This is a genomic window from Allobosea sp. 10L422, assembly GCF_056395345.1.
In genome coordinates, this window is sequence record NZ_JBFTJI010000015.1 from 109,626 (window position 1) to 132,210 (window position 22,585).

The 22,585-nt window shown below is 66.1% G+C and carries 18 protein-coding genes and 1 tRNA gene; 8 read left to right on the plus strand and 11 right to left on the minus strand.

Annotated elements, in window-relative coordinates; genetic code table 11:
* Nucleotides 1–3 precede the first annotated feature (3 nt).
* On the plus strand, nucleotides 4–1,995 hold the full coding sequence (locus AC1DEZ_RS23945; RefSeq protein WP_441513665.1) for a dipeptide ABC transporter ATP-binding protein: 1,992 nt from the start codon (nucleotides 4–6) through the stop codon (nucleotides 1,993–1,995).
* Between the two features lie 245 nt (nucleotides 1,996–2,240).
* Here AC1DEZ_RS23945 and AC1DEZ_RS23950 read toward each other — a convergent pair.
* From AC1DEZ_RS23950 to AC1DEZ_RS23960, 3 genes are all read right to left on the minus strand, one after another.
* A tRNA-Thr gene (locus tag AC1DEZ_RS23950) sits at nucleotides 2,241–2,315 on the minus strand.
* Nucleotides 2,316–2,424: 109 nt separating this feature from the next.
* Complete coding sequence (pdeM, locus tag AC1DEZ_RS23955) at nucleotides 2,425–3,087, minus strand: ligase-associated DNA damage response endonuclease PdeM (RefSeq protein ID WP_441513715.1); 663 nt, start codon at nucleotides 3,085–3,087, stop codon at nucleotides 2,425–2,427.
* 53 nt (nucleotides 3,088–3,140) lie between these two features.
* Nucleotides 3,141–5,627: a ligase-associated DNA damage response DEXH box helicase gene (locus AC1DEZ_RS23960; protein ID WP_441513666.1), complete on the minus strand. Its 2,487-nt coding sequence runs from the start codon at nucleotides 5,625–5,627 to the stop codon at nucleotides 3,141–3,143.
* A gap of 565 nt (nucleotides 5,628–6,192) precedes the next feature.
* Between AC1DEZ_RS23960 and AC1DEZ_RS23965 the strand changes: the two genes are divergently transcribed.
* Nucleotides 6,193–6,513 carry a hypothetical protein gene (locus AC1DEZ_RS23965; protein ID WP_441513667.1) on the plus strand — a complete coding sequence of 107 codons (321 nt, stop codon included), beginning with the start codon at nucleotides 6,193–6,195 and terminating at the stop codon, nucleotides 6,511–6,513.
* Between the two features lie 283 nt (nucleotides 6,514–6,796).
* Complete coding sequence (locus AC1DEZ_RS23970; RefSeq protein WP_441513668.1) at nucleotides 6,797–7,345, plus strand: YqhA family protein; 549 nt, start codon at nucleotides 6,797–6,799, stop codon at nucleotides 7,343–7,345.
* 101 nt (nucleotides 7,346–7,446) lie between these two features.
* Here AC1DEZ_RS23970 and AC1DEZ_RS23975 read toward each other — a convergent pair whose 3' ends face one another.
* Complete coding sequence (locus tag AC1DEZ_RS23975) at nucleotides 7,447–8,406, minus strand: class I SAM-dependent methyltransferase (RefSeq protein WP_441513669.1); 960 nt, start codon at nucleotides 8,404–8,406, stop codon at nucleotides 7,447–7,449.
* A 23-nt stretch (nucleotides 8,407–8,429) separates the two neighbouring features.
* Between AC1DEZ_RS23975 and AC1DEZ_RS23980 the strand changes: the two genes are divergently transcribed.
* Entirely contained in the window at nucleotides 8,430–9,500 is a 1,071-nt protein-coding gene (locus tag AC1DEZ_RS23980) for a ligase-associated DNA damage response exonuclease (RefSeq protein WP_441513670.1), read from the plus strand.
* Between the two features lie 139 nt (nucleotides 9,501–9,639).
* On the opposite strand, the gene AC1DEZ_RS23985 is transcribed toward AC1DEZ_RS23980, so the two are convergent.
* Nucleotides 9,640–10,410: an SGNH/GDSL hydrolase family protein gene (locus AC1DEZ_RS23985; RefSeq protein ID WP_441513671.1), complete on the minus strand. Its 771-nt coding sequence runs from the start codon at nucleotides 10,408–10,410 to the stop codon at nucleotides 9,640–9,642.
* Between the two features lie 113 nt (nucleotides 10,411–10,523).
* Here AC1DEZ_RS23985 and AC1DEZ_RS23990 point away from each other — a divergent pair, with 113 nt between their 5' ends.
* The 3 genes from AC1DEZ_RS23990 (at nucleotide 10,524) to AC1DEZ_RS24000 (ending at nucleotide 13,459) form a co-directional block, all read left to right on the plus strand.
* Entirely contained in the window at nucleotides 10,524–12,161 is a 1,638-nt protein-coding gene (locus AC1DEZ_RS23990; RefSeq protein ID WP_476780900.1) for a cisplatin damage response ATP-dependent DNA ligase, read from the plus strand.
* Nucleotides 12,162–12,309: 148 nt separating this feature from the next.
* The gene (locus tag AC1DEZ_RS23995) at nucleotides 12,310–12,990 is read left to right on the plus strand and encodes a response regulator (protein ID WP_441513673.1); all 681 of its coding nucleotides are present in this window, start codon (nucleotides 12,310–12,312) and stop codon (nucleotides 12,988–12,990) included.
* A gap of 214 nt (nucleotides 12,991–13,204) precedes the next feature.
* On the plus strand, nucleotides 13,205–13,459 hold the full coding sequence (locus tag AC1DEZ_RS24000; protein ID WP_441513674.1) for a DUF6460 domain-containing protein: 255 nt from the start codon (nucleotides 13,205–13,207) through the stop codon (nucleotides 13,457–13,459).
* Between the two features lie 95 nt (nucleotides 13,460–13,554).
* Here AC1DEZ_RS24000 and AC1DEZ_RS24005 read toward each other — a convergent pair whose 3' ends face one another.
* Nucleotides 13,555–14,643 (minus strand): quinone-dependent dihydroorotate dehydrogenase, encoded by a 1,089-nt coding sequence (locus AC1DEZ_RS24005; RefSeq protein WP_441513675.1) that lies wholly within the window; start codon nucleotides 14,641–14,643, stop codon nucleotides 13,555–13,557.
* Nucleotides 14,640–14,984 carry a DUF952 domain-containing protein gene (locus AC1DEZ_RS24010; protein ID WP_441513716.1) on the minus strand — a complete coding sequence of 115 codons (345 nt, stop codon included), beginning with the start codon at nucleotides 14,982–14,984 and terminating at the stop codon, nucleotides 14,640–14,642. The genes AC1DEZ_RS24005 and AC1DEZ_RS24010 overlap by 4 nt, the downstream gene beginning before the upstream one ends.
* 166 nt (nucleotides 14,985–15,150) lie before the next feature.
* On the opposite strand from AC1DEZ_RS24010, the gene AC1DEZ_RS24015 reads away from it, so the two are divergent.
* Complete coding sequence (locus tag AC1DEZ_RS24015; protein ID WP_441513676.1) at nucleotides 15,151–15,780, plus strand: S24 family peptidase; 630 nt, start codon at nucleotides 15,151–15,153, stop codon at nucleotides 15,778–15,780.
* 20 nt (nucleotides 15,781–15,800) lie between these two features.
* Here AC1DEZ_RS24015 and AC1DEZ_RS24020 read toward each other — a convergent pair whose 3' ends face one another.
* From AC1DEZ_RS24020 to AC1DEZ_RS24035, 4 genes are all read right to left on the minus strand, one after another.
* On the minus strand, nucleotides 15,801–17,258 hold the full coding sequence (locus AC1DEZ_RS24020; RefSeq protein WP_441513677.1) for a sensor histidine kinase: 1,458 nt from the start codon (nucleotides 17,256–17,258) through the stop codon (nucleotides 15,801–15,803).
* Nucleotides 17,259–17,269: 11 nt separating this feature from the next.
* Complete coding sequence (locus AC1DEZ_RS24025; RefSeq protein ID WP_441513678.1) at nucleotides 17,270–18,721, minus strand: FAD-dependent oxidoreductase; 1,452 nt, start codon at nucleotides 18,719–18,721, stop codon at nucleotides 17,270–17,272.
* A 102-nt stretch (nucleotides 18,722–18,823) separates the two neighbouring features.
* Entirely contained in the window at nucleotides 18,824–21,154 is a 2,331-nt protein-coding gene (locus tag AC1DEZ_RS24030) for a putative bifunctional diguanylate cyclase/phosphodiesterase (RefSeq protein ID WP_476780901.1), read from the minus strand.
* A 132-nt stretch (nucleotides 21,155–21,286) separates the two neighbouring features.
* Nucleotides 21,287–22,228 (minus strand): enoyl-CoA hydratase-related protein, encoded by a 942-nt coding sequence (locus AC1DEZ_RS24035; protein ID WP_441513680.1) that lies wholly within the window; start codon nucleotides 22,226–22,228, stop codon nucleotides 21,287–21,289.
* Nucleotides 22,229–22,585 lie beyond the last annotated feature (357 nt).

Here is a 22,585-nt window from a genome sequence, read left to right on the forward strand (position 1 = left end):
ACCATGACGAAGCTGATCGCCGTCGACAATCTGTCGATCGCCTATGCGGGCCCGGCAGGATGGACGAATGTCGTCGAAGGCGTCTCCTTCGACATTGCGCGTGGAGAAGCCTTCGGGCTCGTCGGAGAATCCGGTTCGGGCAAGTCGACGGTGGCCTATCGGCTGCTCGGCTACCAGACGCCCGGCAGCCGGGTCCAGACGGGCCGGGTCCTTTTCGATGGGACCGATCTGCTGCAGCTGGATGCGCCATCGCTGGCCGCACTGCGCGGACGAAGGATTGCCTTCGTGCCGCAGAACCCCACCACGGCCTTGAGCCCGGGCATGCGCATCGGATCGCAGATACGCGAGATGATCTCGGCCCATCGGGCCCTGGCAGACGATGTCGCCATGGACGACCGGCTGCGGGAGCTCTTTGGCTTGGTGGGGCTTCCGGACGTTGGCCGGCGCTATCCCCACGAGCTCTCCGGCGGCCAGCAGCAGCGCGTCACCATCGCGATGGCGGTCGCCTGCAATCCCGATCTTCTCGTCCTGGACGAACCGACGACCGGTCTGGACGTCACGACCCAGCGTCAGATCGTCGGCTTGCTGTCAGCGCTCCGACGCCGGATCGGCATGGCAATGCTCTATGTTACCCATGATCTTGCCCTGCTGGCCCAGATCGCCGACCGGGTCGGCGTCATGTATGCGGGCAGATTGGTCGAGACCGCCGGTTGCGAAACCCTGCTGTCCCGGCCTCTGCACCCCTATTCGCGGGGGCTGATCGCCTCCATACCCACGATCCGGCACGCCACTCTCGGCGCCACAGGCCTCAAGGGAGTGTTGAGCCGCGACCAGATGCCGGATGGCTGCAAGTTCCAGCCGCGCTGCGATGCGGCCGTTGAAGCGTGCCGCTCGGCGCCTCAGTCCCTCAGAAATGTGGATGCCGGCCATGCCGTGGCCTGCATGCGCTGGAACGAGCTTGCGCCACCCGCGCCGCCGCCGCGGCTCGGCAAGGTCCCGGACGGCGCCGGCAGTGCGACCGGCAATCTGCTGTCGCTGCAGGATCTGACGCTCTCCTACGCACGGCCCGGCTGGCTGAAAACCCTGTTCGGCGGTGAGGAGAAAATCACCGCGCGCGAGATCGAGATCGAGCTGAATGCCGGCGAGATCGTGGCTCTGGTCGGCGAATCCGGCAGCGGCAAGTCGACGATCGCTCGCGCCATCAGCGGTCGATTGGCGCCCCTGTCAGGGTCGATATGCCTGTCCGGTGAACAGCTGGAGCCGGGGCTGTCCCGCCGTTCACGCGAGCAATTGCGGCAGATCCAGTACATTTTCCAGAACCCGGACGCATCGCTGAACCCGCGCCGCAGGGTTCGGGCCATCCTTGAGCGCCCGCTCGATCATTTCGGCATCGATTTCGATGCCGCGGCGCTCGAAAACGCCCTGGAAAGCGTCGGTCTTCACGCCAATTATCTGGAGCGCTTTCCCGAGCAATTGTCCGGCGGCGAACGCCAGCGCGTTGCGATCGCGCGCGCATTGCTCGTTAAGCCGCAGCTGTTGATCTGCGACGAGATTCTGTCTGCGCTCGACGTTTCCGTGCAGGCGAAGATTGTTGAGCTGCTGGCCTCCTTGAAGGCGCAGCATGCCGTTGCCATGCTGTTCATCTCGCATGATCTGGCCGTGGTGCGCCAATTGGCCGACCGTGTGGCCGTCCTCTATCTCGGCGAACTCATGCAGGTCAGCCGGACCGACGCCCTCTTCAGCTCGCCCTGGCACCCCTATACGGAAATGCTGCTGCGTGCCGCGCCGGATCTGCGCAGGGATGACTATCGGCCGATGCCCCCGGCGATGCCCCAATCCGTCGCTGTGCAAGGCAAGGGATGCGCCTTGGCGGGCCGCTGTCCGCGCCAGGTCGACGATCGATGCGCACAAAGCCGCCCGCCAGTTCAACGCATGGCAGATGGTTTCATCCGCTGCCACATACCTTCGGCTCAGCTCATGGCAGCGGCAGGCTAGCAGGTTCCATCGCAAGCAAGGCCAGGGCGCGCTGCCGGAGGCAGGGCGAGGTGCCGTCCGCAGCGAGCCCGCGCCATCTTGTGGTCCAGGACGCCGCAATCGCGGCGCTCCGCCCGGCGTTTGCCGTGGTCGAGAAAGAAGCTTGGGGCGCTCGCGCTTGGCGGCTTGAAGCGCTGTTCGTCTCGAAGCCGGGCCGGCGAGCCCTGGCGGCGCAACGATTTTCCGAAGTTTCGGATGCTTCAGGCTGGTGCTGCCAGAGAGGATCGAACTCTCGACCTCTCCCTTACCAAGGGAGTGCTCTACCACTGAGCTACGGCAGCAGGATCGTCAGCCAACCCGCGACGCTAGCCCGGAGGCGTTTGGCGGCGCGGCTTCGTTGCGAAGCGGCGCCCTGATGCCACAACCAGGTGACGGGCGCAACCCGCTCTTTCAATCCGGCAACAATAACCGTGGATCAATTCGGAAGAGCCGGCCGTCGCCGAGGAGATGCGCGCTCAAGCCATCGCGGAACAAGGGCCGGAATGCGATGTCGCGCAGGTTGAGACCGCCGGCATAGGCGCCCATCGCCGGCATCACGCAGCGGCGCGGCGACAAGGCGAAGCAGCGGCGCCGCAAAGCCCGTCCACGCAGCCGCACTTTCGCGGTCGGGTGGAGGTGCCCGGCGATCTCCGGCCCGGTCGCGGCGCTATCCGGCTCATGGCGGAGCGTTACGCCGGACAGCATGACCGTCTCGGCGCTGTTGCCGCCCATGGCGTGGCTGATCGCCGGGTCGTGGTTGCCGGTGATCCAGAGCCAGTCGCGGCCTCGTTGCAATTCGCGCAGCGAGGCGAGCGTTGCGTGGGCGAGCCTGGCTTCGGCCTTGCGGTCGTGGAAGCTGTCGCCGAGCGCGATGAGGCGCGCCGGCTGATGGCGCCGTACCACCGTGGCAAGGGCGGTCAGTGTCGCGGTCGAATCATAGGGGGGCAGCATCACGCCGCGCGCCGCATAGGCGGACCCCTTTTCGAGATGGAGGTCGGCGACGACGAGCGTGCGCTCCTCCGGCAGCCAGAGCGCGCCGGAGAGATCGGGCACGATCGCGAGCCGGCCCAGCATGAAGGCTTCGTTCGCCTTCGACAGCGCCCTGTCCAGCCCTGGAGCGGCAACCGTCACGCCATCGCCTCTTCGGTCAGCATCGCCTCCGCCTCCGCCAGGATCTCGTCCGCCGCCTCGCCAAACACCGCCTCGCGCCCGATCTCGAGCATCACCGAGACGCCGAGCGGCGAGACATGATCGAGCGGCTGATGCACGATTCGCCCGCTGATCCGTGTCAGCATCTCACCGAGACGGCGAATGTCGAGCAGGCCTGTCGCCGCATCGGCGCGGGTGGCCTTGAGCAGGATATGATCGGGCTCGTGCCGGCGCAGCACATCGTAGACGAGGTCGGTCGAGATCGTCACCTGCCGCCCGCTCTTCTCCTGTCCGGGGAAGCGGCGCTCGATCAGCCCGCCGATGATCGCGCAGGAGCGGAAGGTGCGCTTCAACAGCGCTGATTCCGCCAGCCAGTCTTCAAGGTCGTCGCCGAGCATGTCCTGTGCAAACAAATCATCGAGGCTGAGCGCTCCGCGCGCGATCGCCGCCGACATGTCGGCGAGCGTCCAGCAGGCCATGCCGTAGTCGTTGCAGACGAAGCCGAGCGGGCGCATCCGGGCGCGCTCCAGCCGCCGCGTCAGCAGCATGCCGAGCGTCTGATGGGCGAGGCGGCCCTCGAACGGGTAGGCGACGAGATAGAAGCGCCCGCCGCGCGGAAATGTCTCGACCAGGAGTTCGCCGGGCTTGGGCAGGCGCGATTTCCGCTTCTGCGCATGCAGCCACGCTGAAACCTCCTCCGGCAGCGTATGCCAGAGACTGGGCGAGGCCAGGATGGCGCGCACGCGCGCAGCGAGAAAGGTCGAGAGCGGGAACTTGCCGCCGTCATAGGAGGGGATCTTCGGATCGGTGCCGGCGGCGGCGCGTGAACAGACGGCCTCGTTCTCGACGATGCCCTCGAAGCGCAACACCTGCCCGGCGAAGACGAAGGTGTCGCCCGCCACCATGGTTTCGGCGAAATACTCCTCGATCTCGCCCAGCACGCGGCCGCCGCGCGTGATCGTGCCGCTCTGGCCGGGCTTGCCCGCTCTTGCCCGGCCGAGCCGGACCTTCAGCATCGTCGCCTCGACGATCGTGCCGACATTCATGCGGTATTGCTGGATGACGCGCGCATTGCTGGCGCGCCACAGGCCGGCCTTGTCCTGCCGGAGTTTGGCGAAGCGCTCATAGCTCTTCAGCGCATAGCCGCCGGTCGCGACGAAATTGACGACGGCGTCGAAATCGTCGCGGGCGAGACCGGCATAAGGGGAGGCGGTCCGGACCTCCTCGTAGAGCGCATCGGCTTCGAACCCATCGGAGCAGGCGACGCCGAGGACATGTTGGGCGAGCACGTCGAGCGCGCCGATGCGTGGGGGCGGCGTGTCCTGCGCGGCTTCGTGGACAGCTTCGAGCGCGGCGCGGCATTCCAGCAGTTCGAAGCGGTTGGAGGGCACCAATAGCGCCTCCGAGGGCTCGTCCATGCGGTGGTTGGAGCGGCCGATGCGTTGGATCAGCCGGCTTGCGCCCTTCGGTGCGCCGAGATTGACGACAAGGTCGACATCGCCCCAGTCGATGCCGAGATCGAGCGTCGCGGTGCAGACCACGGCCTTGAGGCGCCCATCCGCCATCGCCGCCTCGACCTTGCGGCGCTGCTGGGCGTCGAGCGAGCCGTGATGCAGCGCGATCGGCAGATTGTCGTCGTTGAGGTTCCACAGCGCCTGGAAGGCGAATTCCGCCTGCATGCGCGTGTTGACGAAGACGAGCGTCAGCTTGTGCGTGCGGATGGCCTGATAGACCTCGGCCATCGCATGCAGCGTGGTGTGGCCGGCGATCGGCAGGTTCCGCTCAGTGTCGAGAATGCCGATGCGCGGCTTCGCGCCACCCGCGACGGTGACGAGCCCGGCCGGCGTTTCGCTGCCGCCGAGATAGCGTTGCAGATCGGCCGGTTCGCGAACCGTCGCCGAGAGGCCGACCGCGGAGACTTGCGGCGCCAGCGCCTTGAGCCGCGCCAAATCGAGCGCAAGCAAATCGCCGCGCTTGGAGGTGACCAGCGCGTGCAGCTCGTCGAGCACGATGCGACGCAAGTTGGAGAAGAAGGGCGCGGCGTCGCGATGCGAGACCAGCAGAGCGAGCTGCTCCGGCGTCGTCAGCAGAATGTCGGGCGGGCGCTGGATCTGGCGCACCCGCTTGGCCGCCGAGGTGTCGCCGGTGCGCGTCTCGATGGTGATCGGTAGCCCCATCTCGCGCACGGGTGCTTCGAGATTGCGGGCGATGTCGACGGCCAGCGCCTTCAGCGGCGAGATATAGAGCGTGTGCAGCCCGTCATGCTTGCCGTCGCGTTCGGCGAGTTCGACCAGCGAGGGCAGGAAGCCGGCGAGCGTCTTGCCGGCGCCGGTCGGCGCGACCAAGAGCGTCGAGCGACCGGCGCGGGCTTCTTCCAGCAGCGCGAGCTGATGCGGCCGCACGCTCCAGCCGCGGCTGGCGAACCAGGCCTCGAAGGCGGAAGGGAGCGGGGAGGGCGCGGCCATACCGGTCGAAGATAGGGCGAGGCGAGGGGGAACGAAAGGGGAATAAAGAGGCTATCGCTGCTGCTGGCAGCGAAGCTGGCGCCGGTTCACTGAGAGAGGTCGGAATGGCTGGTTCCGCTCCGTAGCTGACGTCATCAAGCCTCAGCCTGTGACGCGTTCCGCGAATATAGCATATCGCGGAGAATTGTTCGTTTACGCTTCCGGGCTAGGCTTCGAGCGACACTTATGGAGTTCTCGACGTGCTTGCGATCTGGGATGCAATCGAGAAATTCTTCTGCGACGTCCATACCCTCGGGAGTGTCGTATTTCGTTCTCTTTTGGTCTGCGGCTTAGGTTGGGTATTATTGCTTTTCTGCGCCGCGTCTCAGTTCGATCAATTGGGAAGGGCGGTTATGTTCCTTCTGTTCCCATTGTCCATATTTGCTCCTTATTGGTTTTCTCATAGGTATCGAACGCAGACGAAGTCCTAACCCTAACGTGGCGGCAGTTCCCGTCCCGTTGCAGACACTCGCCCCACAGGCAGATTGGCTGCTCGTCATGTCGCTAACCTCCTCATGAGACAACCATGCAAGCCTCGCGCGGTTTTTCCTCCTTCCTGGTGATCAGCGCACTGGCATGGCTGGGTCTGGTAATGCCGCTGACCGCACTGGCACTGACCTTGGCTAATCTTATTTCAGTGTCCGATTCGATGCATTTCGTCAGATTGGGAGCGGTTTTGATGTGCAGCGGAATGTGGGCATCGCAATTCTTCCGCGTTCCAGTATGGAATATTCCGCTACCGCGATTTCGAAAAGACCCTCTCTTTACGCCTAAGAAGACATTTATTTCTGGTTTGTCTGCGCTTTTATTTGCTGCAAATTTCGTGCTCAGTATCATGGGCATTTAGGTCCGTTTCCGACCCGGAGCGCGCTCGGGGAAGGTCCGGTGTCGGGCAGTTTGGCAGGCTGGCCATTCCGGGCGTCGAGAGCGTCTGTTTTCAGAGCGCTCGGCCACACGGGGTACCAAATCTTTGTTGGCAGCGTGCGGGCTCGTGGGCGCTGCGACAAGCATGGTGACCCTGACGGCCGCATTCCATCGCAAATCACCTTGTGATTGGCGTGACCGGGCAATTCTGGCAATTTGAGCCTTCGCGAAGTCCGCCCGGGGTCAGAAGCCGCAGGGAGTTCGTCATGGATCGCTTGCGTTTGACGCTTGAAGCCATCATCGCAAATTCCCGTTGGTTCCTTGCTCCATTTCTCCTCGGTCTGATACTCACCCTCGCGGCGCTGCTCTTCAATTTCGCGATCAAGCTGTTCGAATTTTTCACGCGCGCACAGATTTCCGACCCGTCCGAAATCATCGTTGGCAGCTTGAAGCTGGTCGACATTGCCCTCACGGCGAACCTGATCGTCATCGTGATTTGCTCAAGCTACGAGAATTTCTTGGCGCCGATCAACGTGCAGCAACGCCCTGCATGGCCAATGAGTCTGGCAAATGTCGGATTTTCGGGCCTGAAGCAAAGGCTGCTTGCGTCGATCGTAGCGATCGCGGCGGTGAACGTCCTCGAATGGTTCCTGGATATCGAGAACAGCGCGGATAGCATCAAGCTCGGATGGCTCATCGCGATCATGTTGGGCTTTGCGCTGACCATGCTGCTCATGGCGATCGCGGATCGCGTCGGAGAGGTTGAGCCGCCAAAGGATGAAGGACGCGCGAAGATCACCGGAGAGCGGCCGTAATCCGCGCAAGGCACTCTACGGAGCCTTGTCGTTCGACATCGTCCGAAATCTGCCGAGGTGCGAAGCGAGCGGTCCGTTGGCGCCCCGCAGCAAACCTTCCCTTATCGCCGCTCCGCCACGACCAGCAGCCCCGGCACGGGGGCTCCGCGATCCTGCCGCGTGCTGGCGGGCTCGACGAGTAGCGGGACAAGACCTGCTTCATCCAGCCTCTGCCGCAGCCAGCCCTCCGCATGCGCGAACCTTCGATCATCGCCCACGACCACGCCCTCGCCGGGATGCGTCTGCACTGTGAAGGCGAGCAGGCCGCCCGGCTCCAGCACGCGCGCGCTCTGGGCGAAGCAGGGCGCGAGATCGCCGAGATAGACGAAGACATCGGCGGCGACGACGAGGTCGGCGGAAGCGTCCGGCCGGCTGGCCAGGAAGCTCGTCAGCCCCGCGACGGCGAGCTTGTCGTAGAGCGGCGTCCCGTCGGGAGCCATCTTGGCCCGCGCCCGTTCGATCATGCGCGGCGAGAGATCGCAGCCGGCGATGAAGCCGCTTTGCTCGTGGATCGCCTCGCCCATCAGCCCGGTGCCGCAGCCGAGATCGTAGACCGTGTCGAACCGGAAGGGCCGGCCGGCGTTGCTGCAGCAGCGCACGAGCGCCGCCTTCAGCAGGGCAGGGGCGTTGTATTGCAGGGTCTCGGTGAGATGGCTGTCGAAACGGTCGGCATAGGCGTCGAAGAGCGCGCCCGAGAAGTTCTCGGACGTCGCCTGTTCGGCCGGGATCGCTCCGATGCGGGCGAGGTCGAGCCGCGCCCCGAAATGATCGTTGGGGTCCAGGTCGAGGCATTGCCGCCAGGCCGTGGCGGCGTCCTCCTTGTGGCCGAGGGCTTCCTGCGCCAGCCCGTAGAGGTGCCAGGCGGCGGTGAAGTGGTAGGCCTGCGCCAGCGTCTGGTCGAGGATCTCGACGGCGGCTTGCGCGTCGCCCTCCTTCAGCGCAGCCTCGGCCCAGCCATAGCGGCGGTCGAGCACCGGGTCGCCGGAACTCGCGAAATACGTGGTCTGGCCCTTTTCGGTCATGATTGCGGGTCTAGCCGAGGAGCATGACGCTGGCCAGACAAAGCGCCCGCTGGCGCCCTTCCGAATTGCTGCTGCCGACGCCTGCGGGGCTCTACTGCCCGCCGGCCGATGTCCATATCGATCCCGTCCGCCCCGTGGCGCGGGCCCTCGTCACCCACGGCCATTCCGACCATGCCCGCGCCGGCCATGGTGCCGTGCTTGCGACACGCGAGACACTGGCCATCATGGCGTTGCGTTATGGCGAGGGCTTCGCCGGCTCGCAGCAGGTGGCGGTGCCCGGCGAGCCGATCCGCATGGGCGAGGTCGAGTTCCGCTTCGCCCCCGCAGGCCATGTCCTCGGCTCCGCCCAGATCGCGGTCGAGAGCCGGGGGCTCCGCATCGTCGCCTCCGGCGACTACAAGCGCGAACGCGACCCGACCTGCGCGCCCTTCGAGGTCGTGCCCTGCGATATCTTCATCACCGAGGCGACATTCGGCCTGCCGGTCTTCCGCCATCCACCTGCGGCGGGGGAGGTGGCCAAGCTGCTCGAATCCGTCAGCCTCTTCCCGGAGCGCACGCATATCGTCGGGGCCTACTCGCTCGGGAAGGCGCAGCGCGTCATGGCCCTGATCCGCGAGGCCGGTTACGAACGTCCGATCTACATCCACGGCGCCGTCGAGAAGATCACCGGGTTCTACCAGTCCGAAGGCATTCCGCTCGGGGAGATCCGCATGGTCGCCGACACCGACCGCAAGACGCTGGGCGGCGAGATTGTCCTCTGCCCGCCGAGCGCGACGCAGGATCTCTGGGCGCGCCGTTTTCCCGATCCCGTCACCGCCTTCGCCTCGGGCTGGATGCGGATACGAGCCCGGGCCCGCCAGAAGGGTGTCGAGCTGCCGCTCGTTATTTCCGACCATGCCGATTGGGACGATCTGCTGGCGACGATCCGCGAGGTCGAAGCCGGCGAGATCTGGGTGACGCATGGCGAGGCCGACGCCCTCGTCCACTGGTGCGGCACGGCTGGGCTGAAGGCTAGGCCGCTGCACCTCGTCGGCTATGGCGACGAGGGCGAGGCTGATCCGGCCGGGGAGGGCGCCGATGCGGCTGTCGGCTGATTGTGTCAGCCCTCATCCTGAGGAGCCGCGCAGCCGCGTCTCGAAGGATGCTCCAGGAGCTCCCGGAGGCGTCTGGAGCATCCCTCTAGACTCCATTTCTCGCGGAATGGCTCCTCAGGATGAGGGCTCGGACGGGGATTTAGCGCGACGACGCGACGACTTGGTGCGACGGAGCGGCCATGCCGACCATGGCGTTCGCCATGTCGCGCGCGAGGCAGTCATAGCCAGTATCGCTCATATGGAAGCCGTCCGTCCACAGCGCGGCCTTGAAGGCCTCGGCGTCGGTGCGGTGCCATTCGCGCATCGCCGCATAGCGGGCGAAGACGGGCACGGCCTCGCGCCGGGCTACATCACCAACCGCCTCGACATAGGCGCCATAGCGCTGTGGGTCGCGAAAGGAGGGGAAGTACTGGGGATCGAGGATGGCGAGCGCCGGGCCGGCCTCGCGCACCATCGCGATGCCGTCGGCGACCATCGTCCTGAAGGCGTCGAGATCGCCGCCGGTGACGGCGTCGTTGGTGCCGACCTGCCAGATCACGAGGTCGTAGCTGCGTGCGGTCAGCGCGGTCTTCAGGCGGGCGAGGGTCTGCGGTGCGGTCTCGCCGCCGATGCCGGCATTGACGATCTCGATCTGCGACTTCGGCCAGGCTTTGGCGAGCAGCGCCTGCAGGCGCGCGGGATAGGTCTTGTCCTTGGCGCTGGCGCCGATGCCTTCCGTCGAGGAGGAGCCGATGGCGAGGATCGCGAGAGACTGGCCCTGCGCAACCTTGGCGGAGAGCGAGGCGAGCGTGGCGTTCGAGCGCACGATCGGCGTCTCGCGGCAGGAGAAGCTCGCCGCCTGCGCGGGGGCTCCGGCCGAAAGCGTCGCAGCGATGACAGGCAAGGCAAGGAACCGCATCGCGGCACGCATCGGCGTCTATCTCCTGGCTACCTTGCTGCCGTTAAGGTTTGCTTCATGAACGGTGTCTGAACGATGCGGTGCAACACGACGAAACGGACGCATGGTGGCGGAGAAGCGACAGCATGAACCGCTTCGCCTGGCTGCTCGACCGCCTTGGCTATGAACCGCGCCGTAACGCGAAGCTGGCGCTGATCGCGGATTATTTGCGCACCACGCCCGATCCCGACCGCGGCTATGCGCTGGCGGCGATGACGGGCGGACTCGTCTTCCGTAACGCCAAGGCGGGGCTGATCCGCGCACTGATCACCGAGCGCACCGATCCCGTCCTGTTCGCACTGTCCTACGATTATGTCGGCGACCTCTCCGAGACGGTCGCGCTGATGTGGCCGGCTCGGCACGGCGCCAATGCGGTGCCGCATCTGCCGGAGGTGGTCGAAAGCCTGCGCGAGGCCGGCAAGACCGATCTGCCACGGCTCATTGCCTCCTGGCTCGACGCGCTCGACGAAACCGGCCGCTGGGCCCTGCTCAAGCTCATCACCGGCGCGCTGCGCATCGGCGTTTCAGCTCGCCTCGCCAAGACAGCCGCCGCGAGCCTCGGCGGCGTGCCGCCCGACGAGGTCGAGCAGGTCTGGCACGGGCTGGAGCCGCCCTATGCCGAGCTCTTCGCCTGGCTGGAGGGGCGGGGGCCGCGGCCCGAAGCGCGCGATCCCGCGCCCTTCCGCCCGGTCATGCTCTCGCACCCGATCGAGGGCGGCGATTTCGACAAGCTCGACCCGGCCGAATTCTCAGCCGAATGGAAATGGGACGGCATCCGCGTCCAGGCCGTCAGTGGCCGCAAGGCGGATGGGACACGCGTCACGCGGCTCTATTCACGGACCGGCGAGGACATCGCCGCTGCCTTTCCTGATCTCGTCGAGGGGTTGACGCAGGACGGAGCGCTCGACGGCGAGTTGCTGGTGATGCGCGAGAGCTCCGTGCTGAGCTTCAACACCCTGCAGCAGCGACTCAACCGCAAGACCGTCACCGCGAAGATGCTGGGCGAGTTCCCTGCCCATATTCGCGTCTACGACCTGCTCGTCGATGGCGAGGAGGATATCCGCCATCTGCCTTTTGAGGAGCGGCGGAAGCGTCTCGATGTTTTTCTTTCGCGCCTCGGCAGTGTCCGTTTCGACCTTTCGCCCACGATTCCCTTCGCTTCATGGGAAGAGCTGACGGCGGCTCGTGCCGATCCAGCCGCGGCGGGCGCCGGCGCCGATGCCGAGGCTGTCGAGGGCTGTATGATCAAGCGGCACGACTCGCCGTATCTGCCCGGCCGCCCCAAGGGCTATTGGTGGAAATGGAAGCGCGATGCGCGGCTCGTCGACTGCGTGCTGATGTATGCCCAGCGCGGCCACGGCAAGCGCTCATCCTTCTACTCCGACTACACATTCGGCGTCTGGCGCGTGGGCGAGGATGGCGGCGAGGAACTGGTGCCGGTCGGCAAGGCCTATTTCGGCTTCACCGACGAGGAACTCATCGAACTCGACAAATTCGTGCGCAAGAACACGGTAAACCGCTTCGGACCGGTGCGGGAGGTCACGCATGAAGCGCAGGCCGGCCTCGTCTTCGAGGTTGCGTTCGAGGGGCTGCAGCGCTCGACCCGCCACAAATCCGGTCTCGCCATGCGTTTTCCCCGGATCAACCGCATTCGCTGGGACAAGCCGCCGCGCGAGGCCGATCATATCGAGGTGCTGGAAGCGCTGTTGCCGACCAATGGCTGAGGCGCAACGGGTTGCGACCTTGCGCTCAGGGTGCTTGTGATCGCTTCCCCGCCTGAGGCAAAATGTCCGGGCCGGATAAGAGCATCGACCCGAAAAGCGGAATGCGGTTTTCGGACAGAGCCGATGCAGACATTAGGGAGTGGTGGCGATGAGCAAGCAGCCTTCGACGCGGATCGTCATCGCGGACGATCATCCGCTGTTTCGCGGCGCGCTGCGCCAGGCGGTCTCGCACGCGATCGGCGGCGCCGAGGTCAGCGAGGTCGGCTCCCTGGAAGCCCTGACCGAAGCGCTGGCCAGTGGCGGCGACGCCGATCTCGTATTGCTCGACCTCACCATGCCGGGGGTGCAGGGCTTCTCGGGCTTGCTCTTCCTGCGGGCCGACCATCCGGAAATCCCGGTGATCGTCGTCTCCGCGAATGACGATCCGGCGGTGATTCGCCGCTGCATCGAGTTTGGCGCGCTCGGTTTCCTGCCGAAGACGGCCGACGTCGCGCAGATGGGCGAGGCGATCCGCGCCGTGCTCGACGGCGGCGTCTGGACCCCGCCAGGTGTCGATTTGTCGGCGCCGGTCGATGCCGAGATCGCCGACATGGTCCGCCGTCTCTCGACGCTGACGCCCCAGCAGGTGCGTGTGCTGATGATGCTGTCCGAGGGACTTCTCAACAAGCAGATCGCCTATGAGCTCGGCGTCTCCGAGGCGACGGTCAAAGCCCATGTTTCGGCGATCCTGACCAAGCTCGACGTCGACAGTCGCACTCAGGCGGTCATCGCTGCCTCAAAGATCGCCGGCACGGCCTGGGCGACGGCGGGAGCCTCGGCCACGGCCTGATGAGCGCTTCCTCACAGGCCGAGCTGTCTCCGAGAACATCGACCGTCGGGATAGGTCGCGGATCTCCGCTTCCCTGACCCGCGTTTTATGCGGGCAAGCATGGCCTCAAACGAGGCAGCGTTCAGTCCCGGTTCAAGCGCAGCCTGTTTCAGGTTAAGACAGCGCGGAAGCGCCCCGGATCGACTTGGGGCGCAACAGGATGACGATTGCTTCCATGGAACGGTTTCTCGGCGGCTCGCCCCTCAGCGTCCTCGTCCGCCTGATCTTCATTTCGCTGCTGGTCGGGGCAGCGATGGCATTCCTCGGCCTGTCGCCGCAGAGCCTCTACGAGGCGGGGGCACGCTTCATCCGCTCGATCACCGGGCTCGGCTTCGGCGCGGTGCGCGAGGTCGGCCAGTGGATAATCGCCGGCGCCCTGATCGTCGTGCCCCTGTGGCTGCTGGTGCGGCTCTTCGCGGCGCGGAAGTAAGCTGCCTTCAATCTCGGGCGAAGCAACGCTTCGACCCGAGAATCGCATGACGAGAAGTCTCGGGTTTCCGAGATGTTCGGGGCGTTGACGTCTAGTTACAGACTCTCGCCGCGGGCGATCGCGGCCGCATCGCGCCCGATCAGGGCGGTGAGGCGGGTGAGGCCGGCGCGTCGCGCCTGGGCCGCAAGTCCGGCCTTGATCTCCTTCGCTAGCCCCGGCCCCTTGAAGACCATCGCGGAGTAGAATTGCACCAGCGTCGCGCCGGCGCGGATCTTGGCGAAGGCCGTCTCGGCCGAATCGACGCCGCCAACGCCGATCAGCGGGAACTGCCCTTCGACGCGCAGGAAGGCCTCGGCCAGGATGCGGGTCGAGGCGGTGAAGAGCGGCTTGCCGGAGAGCCCGCCGGTCTCGGCCTTGGCGGCGCTGCGCAAGCTCGCCGGGCGCGTGACCGTGGTGTTGGAGACGATCAACCCGTCGATGCCGCGCTTGCGGGCGACTGCGATCATGCCGTCGAGCTCGGGCATGGTCAGGTCAGGCGCGATCTTGACGAGGATCGGCGTGCGCCGGCCGCTGCCGGCTACGTCGTCCCGTGCTGCGAGCGTACGCGCCACGAGGTCGTCGAGCGCAGCTTCCGCCTGGAGGTCGCGCAGGCCGGGCGTGTTCGGCGAGGATACGTTGATCGTCAGGAAATCGGCGAGCGGTGCCAGCCTGCGAGCGAGCGTGGCATAGTCGGCCGCGCGGTCGGCCGATTCCTTGTTGGCACCGAGATTGACGCCGACGAGCCCGCCGCGGCCGCGCCTGGCCGTTAGCCGGGCGGCGACAGCCTCCATGCCCTCGCTGTTCAGGCCGTAGCGATTGATGACGGCCTCATCCTCGATCAGTCGGAAGACGCGGGGACGCGAATTGCCGGGCTGCGGCAGCGGCGTCACCCCGCCGACCTCGACGAAGCCGAAGCCCAGGCCCAGCGCGCCGTCAATCGCCTCGGCATTCTTGTCGAAGCCAGCCGCGAGCCCGACGGGGTTCGGGAAGGTCAGGCCGAATGCCTCCGTCGCCAGCACGGGGTCGTCCGATCCGGGCTTCAGCGCGGGGGCCGCGGCCAGCGCCGTGACGGCGAGCCGATGCGCCGTCTCCGCATCCATGCGGTGGATCAGCGGCCGGGCGAGGTTAAACAGGCTGCCGATCATGCCAGATCCTCCGGGATGGTGTGGCCGCCGTCGATCCCGAGCGGCAGCGGCGCTACCCAGCGCACGGCCTTCGGATCGAGGGCAGCGTAGAGATGTGGGAACAGCGCTCCGCCGCGAGAGGGCTCGTAGCGCAAGGCCGGGCCGAGGCGCGAATCTTCGACCGCGATGAGCAGGAGTCCGTCCTGTCCGGCAAAGTGCTTTGCTGCCGTTTCCGCAAGCTGGGCTGCCGTTGAGAAATGGATGTAGCCGTCCGCGAGGTCGACGGGCGCGCCATCGAAGCGTCCATTCCGCTCCGCTTCGCGCCAGAGCGGGGCGGGGCATATCTTGTAGATCAGAGGCACCGGCAGTCTCTCGGAAACAGGTCGGGCCACGGCTTAATCCCTGGCGGGAGGATTCCGCAAGCGTTAGCCGGATTGCGGCAAGAATTGGATTGAAATCTTAGGAGATAGGGGATATTTCCTATGCTCAATCCCCGCCCGGCGACAAGAGCAATGCGAGGTCTGCGCGATGCTGTCACATGACCAGATCTGGGGGGCGATCGATATGCTCGCCCAGCGCTACGGTTTCACCGCCTCGGGGTTGGCGCGCAAGGCTGGCCTCGACGCCACCACCTTCAATCGTTCCAAGCGTGTGGCTCCGGATGGGCGCGAGCGCTGGCCCTCGACGGAGTCGATCGCCAAGATTCTGGCCGCGACGGGCGCCTCCCTCGACGAGTTCATGAGCACCGTATTGCGGCGGGAGCCCGCGCCGGCGCGCACCATCCCGCTGATCGGCTTCGCCCAGGCAGGTTCCGGCGGTTTTTTCGACGATGGCGGCTTTCCAGCCGGTACCGGCTGGGAGGAGGTCGCTTTTCCGGGCGTGGCCGACGAGAAGGCCTATGCGCTCGAGATTTCCGGCGATTCGATACTGCCGCTCTACCGCGACGGCGACACCATCATTGTCTCGCCGACAGCGACCGTGAGGCGCGGTGACCGCGTCGTGGTCAAGACGGTGGAGGGGGAGGTGCTGGCCAAGCAGCTCAAGCGCCAGACCGCGAAAACGATCGAACTCGCCTCGCTTAATCCGGAACACCCCGACCGGGTCCTGAATCACGCCGACATCGCCTTCATGGCGCGAGTGATCTGGGCGAGCCAGTAGGCGCTTGGCGCCGGGGCTCGTCAGTGGCCGTTGCTCCGACGCAGCGGCAGGGTGACCTTGAACACGGCGCCGGCGGGGCAGGGCTCGAGCTCGATCGCGCCGCCATGCAACCGGACCAGTTCGGCCGCCACAGCAAGCCCGAGCCCCGTGCCGCCTGGCGTCACCGAGCCGCGGAAGGCCTGGAAGAGATTGGCCCGCGCACGTTCGGGCACGCCTGGCCCGTTATCGATGACACGCAGGGCTACCGAGCCGTTCACCGGCCCTGCGGTCACCGCCAACAGCGGCTGGGCGTCGGCTTCCGCCCCGGCCTGGGTCAGGGCCTGGACGGAATTGCGCATCAGGTTGGTCAGCACCCGTGCCATCTGGTCGGGGTCGCAGGGCGCTATCAGTTCGGCAGGGACGCGGTTCTCGAAGCGCAGCCGCCCGTCACCGGGCAGGCCGAGCATCTCCGCCTGCTCCGTGACGAGTTGCCGCAGGGCGACCTCGCGGAGAACCGGCGGCGCCTCCGCTGCGCGGCCATAGGCGAGAGTGGCCTGGCAGAATTCGATGGCACGCCCCAGCGTCGCGATCAGCCGCGGTGCGAAGCGGCGGATCTTGGCGTCGCGGGTCTCGATGAGTTGGTCCGACATGAGCTGTGCCGCCGCCAGCATGTTGCGTAGGTCGTGGTTGATCTTGGAGACGGCGAGGCCGAGCTCGGCGAGGTGCTTCTTCGTGCGCAGTTCGTCGGCGAGCGTTTCCTGCATGCGGGCGAGCGCGCGCTCCGCCTCGCCAATCTCGTCGGCGCGCAAGGTTGGCTCGATGATGCGCTGGGGGTTCTCGGGGTCGGCCTCGAACTCCATGACGTTCGCTGCCAGACGCCGGATCGGCCCGATGATCAGGGCGTTGAGGGCGATATAGACCGCAAGCGCCGTCAGCCCGGTGATCAGCAGCGAGATCAGCAGCAGGCTCCAGGAGAATTTCAGCATCGCGCGGCGCAGAGGCGCCTCGTCGATGACGATCTCGACGAAATCGGCACCGCCGACCGCTTCGCCGACCACCCGGATCGGCATGGTGGCGGGAGAGACGAGCACCGCGACCGCTTCCTCGATCGCGTTGATCCAGGAGAGATTCCGCAGGTCGATCGAGCGCGAGACTTCCGGCGGCGGCATCGAGTCGAGGCTGAGCAGCCGGCGTGCGCCGCCGACGCGGGCGGCGATCGATCGGGCGCCGACGCCCATCAGCAGCCGGTTCTCGCTGCCTTCCGGCAGTCCGTCCTCCGGCGCGCCCTCCAGCACCAGGGCGGCGACCTGCGCTGCAGCGATCCGGTCATGCAGCCAGTTCCGCCGGAAATTCGCGATGGAGGGCAGGTAGATCACGACCTCCGCCAGCATGACGAAGAGCACGGTGAAGAGCAGCAGTTTTGCGGACAGGCCAAGGCGCGTCAGGCCGCGTGGCTGACTGATCGACAGATCGTTCCTGGGCAGGGCGGGGTGATGCATTGAAGCCAATCTTACCCGAAGCGCCGCAGAAAGCCGATCAAGCGGCGCAGGCGAGGATTTGCAGTCGACGGGACATGGAACGAGAGCGCCGCCCTGCGCGAGCCGTCCGAACGAGCAAATGTGGGCGCCACCACCGCCGCCATATCGGAAGCCGCGAGCCCAGCCTTGGCTGCGACACACCATGGCGCGATCAACTCGGCGGCACCGGCACCCACAATGGTGACACCGAGGATGCGGCCTTTGCGGTCGGTGACGAGCTTGACGAAGCCCTCGGTCGAGCCGGCGGCGCGGGCATCGGCGACTTCGGCAAAAGGCCAGCGCAGCACCTGGATCGCGCCGGCCTTGGCTCTTGCTGCGGCTTCGGACAGGCCGATCGCTGCGATCTCCGGCTGGCACCAGCCGACGCGAGGGTAATTCGCCGGGTCAATGCGGGCGGGCTGGCGAAACAGGATGCTGCGCAGCGCCACGCCGGCGTGGTCATCGCCGGCCTGGTCGGTCGCTGGCGCCGCCGCTCCGCCGGCACAGCCCCCCAGGGCGTAGACGCGGCGATTGCTTGTCCGCAGGCCCTTGTCGACGATGATGCCGGAGGCGTCATGGCTGATGCCGCCGAGGTCGAGATCGAGCGCGGCGATCTCCGGCCGGCGCGGTCCGGCCGACAGCAGATGTGAGCCCTCGACGACGGTTTCGCTCCCATCGCGAGCGAGAACGAGGCGAAATCCGGATCGGCTGCGTTCGCCTCGGATGGGTGTGGCGCCCTCGTGCACCACAAGCCCCTCGCGCAGCAGACGCCGGCGAACCAGCAGCGCCGCTTCCGCATCATGGTCGGGCAGCAATCCTTCCGGGGCGACGAGCGTCGCCGTGCTTCCGAGGCGTCGCAGGGCCTGTGCCAGTGCCGCGCCGGTCGCACCGCCGCCGAGGATGACAGGACGTTCGGGCAGGCGGGTCAGTTCGGATAGTTCGTCCGGATCAATCAGCGGCACCGTCTCGAGGCCCGGCAGTTCCGGGCGAGGCGCGCGTGCGCCGGTGGCGATGACGAAACGCCGGGCCTTGATCGCTTGCGCGCCCGCGCGGACCGTGCTCCGGCTGGCGAAGCGTGCCTCGCCTCTCAAAATGATGATCCCGAGGGCCTTCAGCCGTTCCTCGGCATGATTCGCGGCCTCTGCGGCCAGCGTACGCTGAATATGGTCGTGAAGCTGCGCCGGGCTGGCCTGCGGATCGCCAGTCTTGAGTCCGAAGCGGCCGGCTTCGCGCATCGCCTGCGCGGCCGCCCCCGCTTCGATCAGCGCTTTCATGGCCAGCGGGCCGGAACTGCCACCCAACGCACTTCGCTCGATGAGAACCACGGACACGCCGAAGGCCGCGGCAGCCGTGGCCAGCGCTATGCCGTTGCCGCCTGCGCCGATGACGCAGATGTCGGGTGTCAACGCGGCGGGGTTCGCCGCCTTGGCCGTGCCGTCGCTCACCGGATGTCCCGCTTCGCTCTCATCCTCGATCGCTGATGCGTTGTCCGGCCGACGGAATCAAGGCCGGCGCGCTCCGATCACGCGGGATTGCCCGCATAAGGCTCAAGCGACGCTGCGGTTCCCGCCTCTGCCATTGATGGTCGCGAGAGGTTCGGGCCGGCCGAACAGGAAGCCCTGGGCGCGGTGGGCCCCGAGCAACTGGACGGCGATGCGCTGCTGCTCGGTTTCGATGCCCTCGACCACGACGTTCATATGGAGCCGGCGAGCGAGCTGGCACACCGCTTCGATAACGGCCTTGGAAGCTTCGTTGGTGTGCACCTCGCGGGCGAAGCTCTGGTCGATCTTCACCTGCGCGAACGGGTAGGTCGAGAGATAGGCGAGCGAGGAGTAGCCGGTTCCGAAATCGTCGAGCGCGAAGGTCACGCCGAGCGCCCGCAATTCGTCGAGCACCGAAAGCGCCAGCTTGTCGTCCTCGATCAGCAGCGATTCCGTGACTTCGAGCATCAGCCGCCGCGATTCGAGATGCGAAGAGAGGAGCGCGCTCTTGACCGTCTCGACGATGCGGCGGGGCTCGCGGAACTGCAGCGGCGAGACGTTCACCGAGACGCTGATGCCCGGTTCCCAACTCGCGGCATCCTTGCAGGCCTGCCGGATCGCCCAATCGCCCATTGAGGCGATCAGGCCGGATTGCTCGGCGATCGGAATGAAAACGCCAGGCGGCACCATGCCGCGGGTCGGATGGCGCCAGCGCATCAGCGCCTCGCGCGAGACGATCTCCTGCGTCTTCAGGTCGATGATCGGCTGGTAATAGAGTTCGAGCGTGCCATCCGCGCAGGCCTTGCGCAGATCGACCTCGATCTCATGCCGCTCGAGCATTTCCTCGGCCATGGTCGGGTTGAAGAACATCAGTGTGTTCCGACCGGCGGACTTCGCCTTGTAGAGCGCGGTATCGGCATGGCGCAGGAGATCGGCCGGGGTGCTTCCGTCATGCGGCGCCATGGCGATACCGACGCTCGCGGTCACATAGACCGTCTTGCCCTCGACATCGAAGGCGCGGGTCATCGCATTGATCATGCGCTGCGCGATCGCCGTGACGATGGTGTGTTCGGCGGAGGGCAGGACCAGCAGGAACTCATCGCCGCCGAAGCGGGCCAGCATGTCGTTGCTGCGGATCGCGCCGCGCAGGCGGCTGGCAGTCTCCATCAGCACGTGGTCGCCGATGTCGTGGCCCAGGCTGTCATTGACCTGCTTGAAGCCGTCGAGGTCGAGATAGAGCAGCGCGAAGGCCTCGCCGGTGCGGTCGAGCCGCGCGAAGGCCTCGGCGATCTGCGTGTTGTACTCGAACCGGTTGGCGAGCCCTGTCAGCTCGTCGAAGCGTGCCATCTGCTCGATGCGCGCCTCGGTTGCCTTCCGCTCCGTGGCGTCCTCGGTCAGCATGAGGATGCCGCCTTCGGCAGCCGGCGCGAAGGTCACAACCAGCACGAGCCCGCTGCGCGTCACGACCTCGTGGCTCGCTGCTTGCTGGGTGCTCTGGACCATGGTCAGGGCCATGCGGATCTCGCGCAGTTGCTCTTGGCTGATCACCTGGCGCTCGACCAGGAAGCGCGCGATCGCCGTCAGCGGCGTGCCGGGCAGGGCCAGCGTCTCGGGCAGGCCGTAAAGCGTGCTGTGCGGCCTGTTGCCGACTGCCAGCTTGAGATTGCGGTCGAACATCGCCAGCCCGTCGATCATCGTGTTCAGGGCGGCGTCGAGAGTGAGGTTCTGCGAGTGCAGTGCCGAGGCGAGCGCCTTTGAATGCTTCGTCGCATCGCTGAGAGCCAGCAGGTTCCGATGCAGCGAGTTGGTGATCGCGATGTTCGCGGCCACGTAGAGGAAGGCGAAATAGCCGATATAGCGGTAATAGGGGTTCTGCGCCGCGATCAGCCCGATCGCCATCGGGATGCAGAAGGTCATGAGCTGCACCGCGACGAATTTGGGGCGGCCCGCATTGCGCGCGACGTAGCCGGAAGCCAGGGCGATCGTGGACGCGACCGAGGTGATGTGCGCGGCTGGGTCGTTCGTGTGAACCAGCGCGACATAGCAGCTGTAGCCCAGCACAGCGCTGAAAATCGTGGCGCCGAGGAAGTAGTCGCGATCCCAGCGGCGAGTCTGGGCGTAACTGTCGTGGGCGTGGTTCCGTCGGCGATAGGCCACGACGGTGAGGAGACGCAGGACGACGATGAGCGTCACCAGCAGGGTGAGGCCCATGAAGATGTCCATGCCGGTCGAAAGCCAGCACAAGAACGGGGTGAGAATACCGGCGATACCGCCGGGAATGATCGACGCCGGCGACGAGAAAAGCGAGCTGACCAGCAGCGTGTAGCCGGTCAGGTCGACATCGTCGGCCTTCTCGCGCCCGCCAGCTGCCATCAATCGCTTCAGCGTGCCCGACATCTACTCCTGCCTTTGCCGCGAGCGCGATCATGCACGCTAGGCTCAAACCTAGCGCATCATCAAAGGTTTCTATGGGAGCAGAGGTAAATGCTTCGTGTGACTCTAGTGCCGTACGGGACGATCCAGCCGCATTCAGACCGGTGCCAGGTGTCTTTGGTAAACGCGCGCTAACATGCGGTCCTGCGTCTGTGCGATGCGCTGCAACTTCGAGATCGCGCTGGGGCTGAGCCGCAGCATGCAGTCGGTCCAGATTTGGCCGAGATGGCCGAGTTCTTCGCGCAGGTCGCCGGAGCGGCGATTGAAGGCCGAAAAGAGCGCCGTCTTGGCTGCGTGGATCGGCAGGGCATCGGAGCAATATTTGCGGATCCAGGCTTCGCCGGTGCCGGTCGGGACGACCGCCTCGAGGCCGCCCGCCGCCATGAACTCCTGCGCGCTCATCTCCTCGCCGGAGAGCAGCATCTGCTCCGCCGCACGCTGGCCCATCCGGCGCGACAGGATCGCGACCGCGGTGATCGGGAAGTGGTTGAACTTGATCTCCGGGTAGACGAACGAGGCCTGCTCTTCGGCGATCATCACATTGCACGAGCGCGGCGCGTCGATGCCGCCGCCGATCGCCTTGGCGTGGATGGTCGAGAGGGTGATGACCAGCCCGTTGAGGCCGCCCGAATTCCAGATCGCCCCTTCCGCTGACAGCCGTGCATATTCGGCGAGCGCGGCGCGGTCGTTCTTGGCCAGGCAGTCGAGATAGAAATCGAGATCACCACCGAGCGTGAAGAACGGGCCAGCGCCGCGGAAGGCGAGGAAGCGCACCGGAGCGCGGTGATACTGGTCCGGCGCTCCCCAGAGGGCCACGATCGCGCTCTGAATCTTCACCAGGCTGTCGAGCAGCTGCAGCGTGAAGACCGGCTTCAGCTCGGGCCGGATCGTGACCCAGAGCGTCTTGATGTCCGGCTCGTAGGCGATCTCCACCTCCGGCAGGAAGCCGGCCTTGTAGCGGATCGCGTCGATGACCTCGCAGCTTTCGAGCAGGGCCGGCGAAACGGTTTCTGCTCCGATCTTCAAGGACTGCAACACGACGCCACCCCCGGAACTGCCTGATGTCGTGCAGACTAAACGAGCTTAACAAACTGTAAACGGAAACTCCCGGAAATGGTTAATAGCGTTAAGTTTTTTCCGGTGACCAAGCGTCATGCCGCCGGTCTCGGAGCGGGGAGGCGCCCTGTCGAGGCAAGAGGCGGGCCTTTGCGGAGGGGGCGGGGGGAGCAGGAAATTTCGATGGGGCGTGATATCGGGAAAGAAATTGCTGGGATCGGCGGCGCGTGCGGGATGATCGATCCAGGGGCTTCCGGGTCGGGCTTTTCCTGATCCGCAATGGCACAGTGCTTTGCCGCATCCTGAAACGGTGTCCCGGTGTGGCGGCGCTTGTCCGAA

Coding starts and splice junctions, on each gene's coding strand:
- AC1DEZ_RS24000 (WP_441513674.1), top strand. CDS start 13,205: ATGGAACGGTTTCTCGGCGGCTCGCCCCTCAGCGTCCTCGTCCGCCTG.
- AC1DEZ_RS24015 (WP_441513676.1), top strand. CDS start 15,151: ATGCTGTCACATGACCAGATCTGGGGGGCGATCGATATGCTCGCCCAG.
- AC1DEZ_RS23985 (WP_441513671.1), bottom strand. CDS start 10,410: ATGCGTGCCGCGATGCGGTTCCTTGCCTTGCCTGTCATCGCTGCGACG.
- pdeM (WP_441513715.1), bottom strand. CDS start 3,087: ATGCTGGGCCGGCTCGCGATCGTGCCCGATCTCTCCGGCGCGCTCTGG.
- AC1DEZ_RS24020 (WP_441513677.1), bottom strand. CDS start 17,258: ATGCATCACCCCGCCCTGCCCAGGAACGATCTGTCGATCAGTCAGCCA.
- AC1DEZ_RS24005 (WP_441513675.1), bottom strand. CDS start 14,643: ATGATCGGCAGCCTGTTTAACCTCGCCCGGCCGCTGATCCACCGCATG.
- AC1DEZ_RS23975 (WP_441513669.1), bottom strand. CDS start 8,406: ATGACCGAAAAGGGCCAGACCACGTATTTCGCGAGTTCCGGCGACCCG.
- AC1DEZ_RS23995 (WP_441513673.1), top strand. CDS start 12,310: ATGAGCAAGCAGCCTTCGACGCGGATCGTCATCGCGGACGATCATCCG.
- AC1DEZ_RS23965 (WP_441513667.1), top strand. CDS start 6,193: ATGCAAGCCTCGCGCGGTTTTTCCTCCTTCCTGGTGATCAGCGCACTG.
- AC1DEZ_RS23960 (WP_441513666.1), bottom strand. CDS start 5,627: ATGGCCGCGCCCTCCCCGCTCCCTTCCGCCTTCGAGGCCTGGTTCGCC.
- AC1DEZ_RS23990 (WP_476780900.1), top strand. CDS start 10,524: ATGAACCGCTTCGCCTGGCTGCTCGACCGCCTTGGCTATGAACCGCGC.
- AC1DEZ_RS23945 (WP_441513665.1), top strand. CDS start 4: ATGACGAAGCTGATCGCCGTCGACAATCTGTCGATCGCCTATGCGGGC.
- AC1DEZ_RS23980 (WP_441513670.1), top strand. CDS start 8,430: ATGACGCTGGCCAGACAAAGCGCCCGCTGGCGCCCTTCCGAATTGCTG.
- AC1DEZ_RS23970 (WP_441513668.1), top strand. CDS start 6,797: ATGGATCGCTTGCGTTTGACGCTTGAAGCCATCATCGCAAATTCCCGT.
- AC1DEZ_RS24030 (WP_476780901.1), bottom strand. CDS start 21,154: ATGTCGGGCACGCTGAAGCGATTGATGGCAGCTGGCGGGCGCGAGAAG.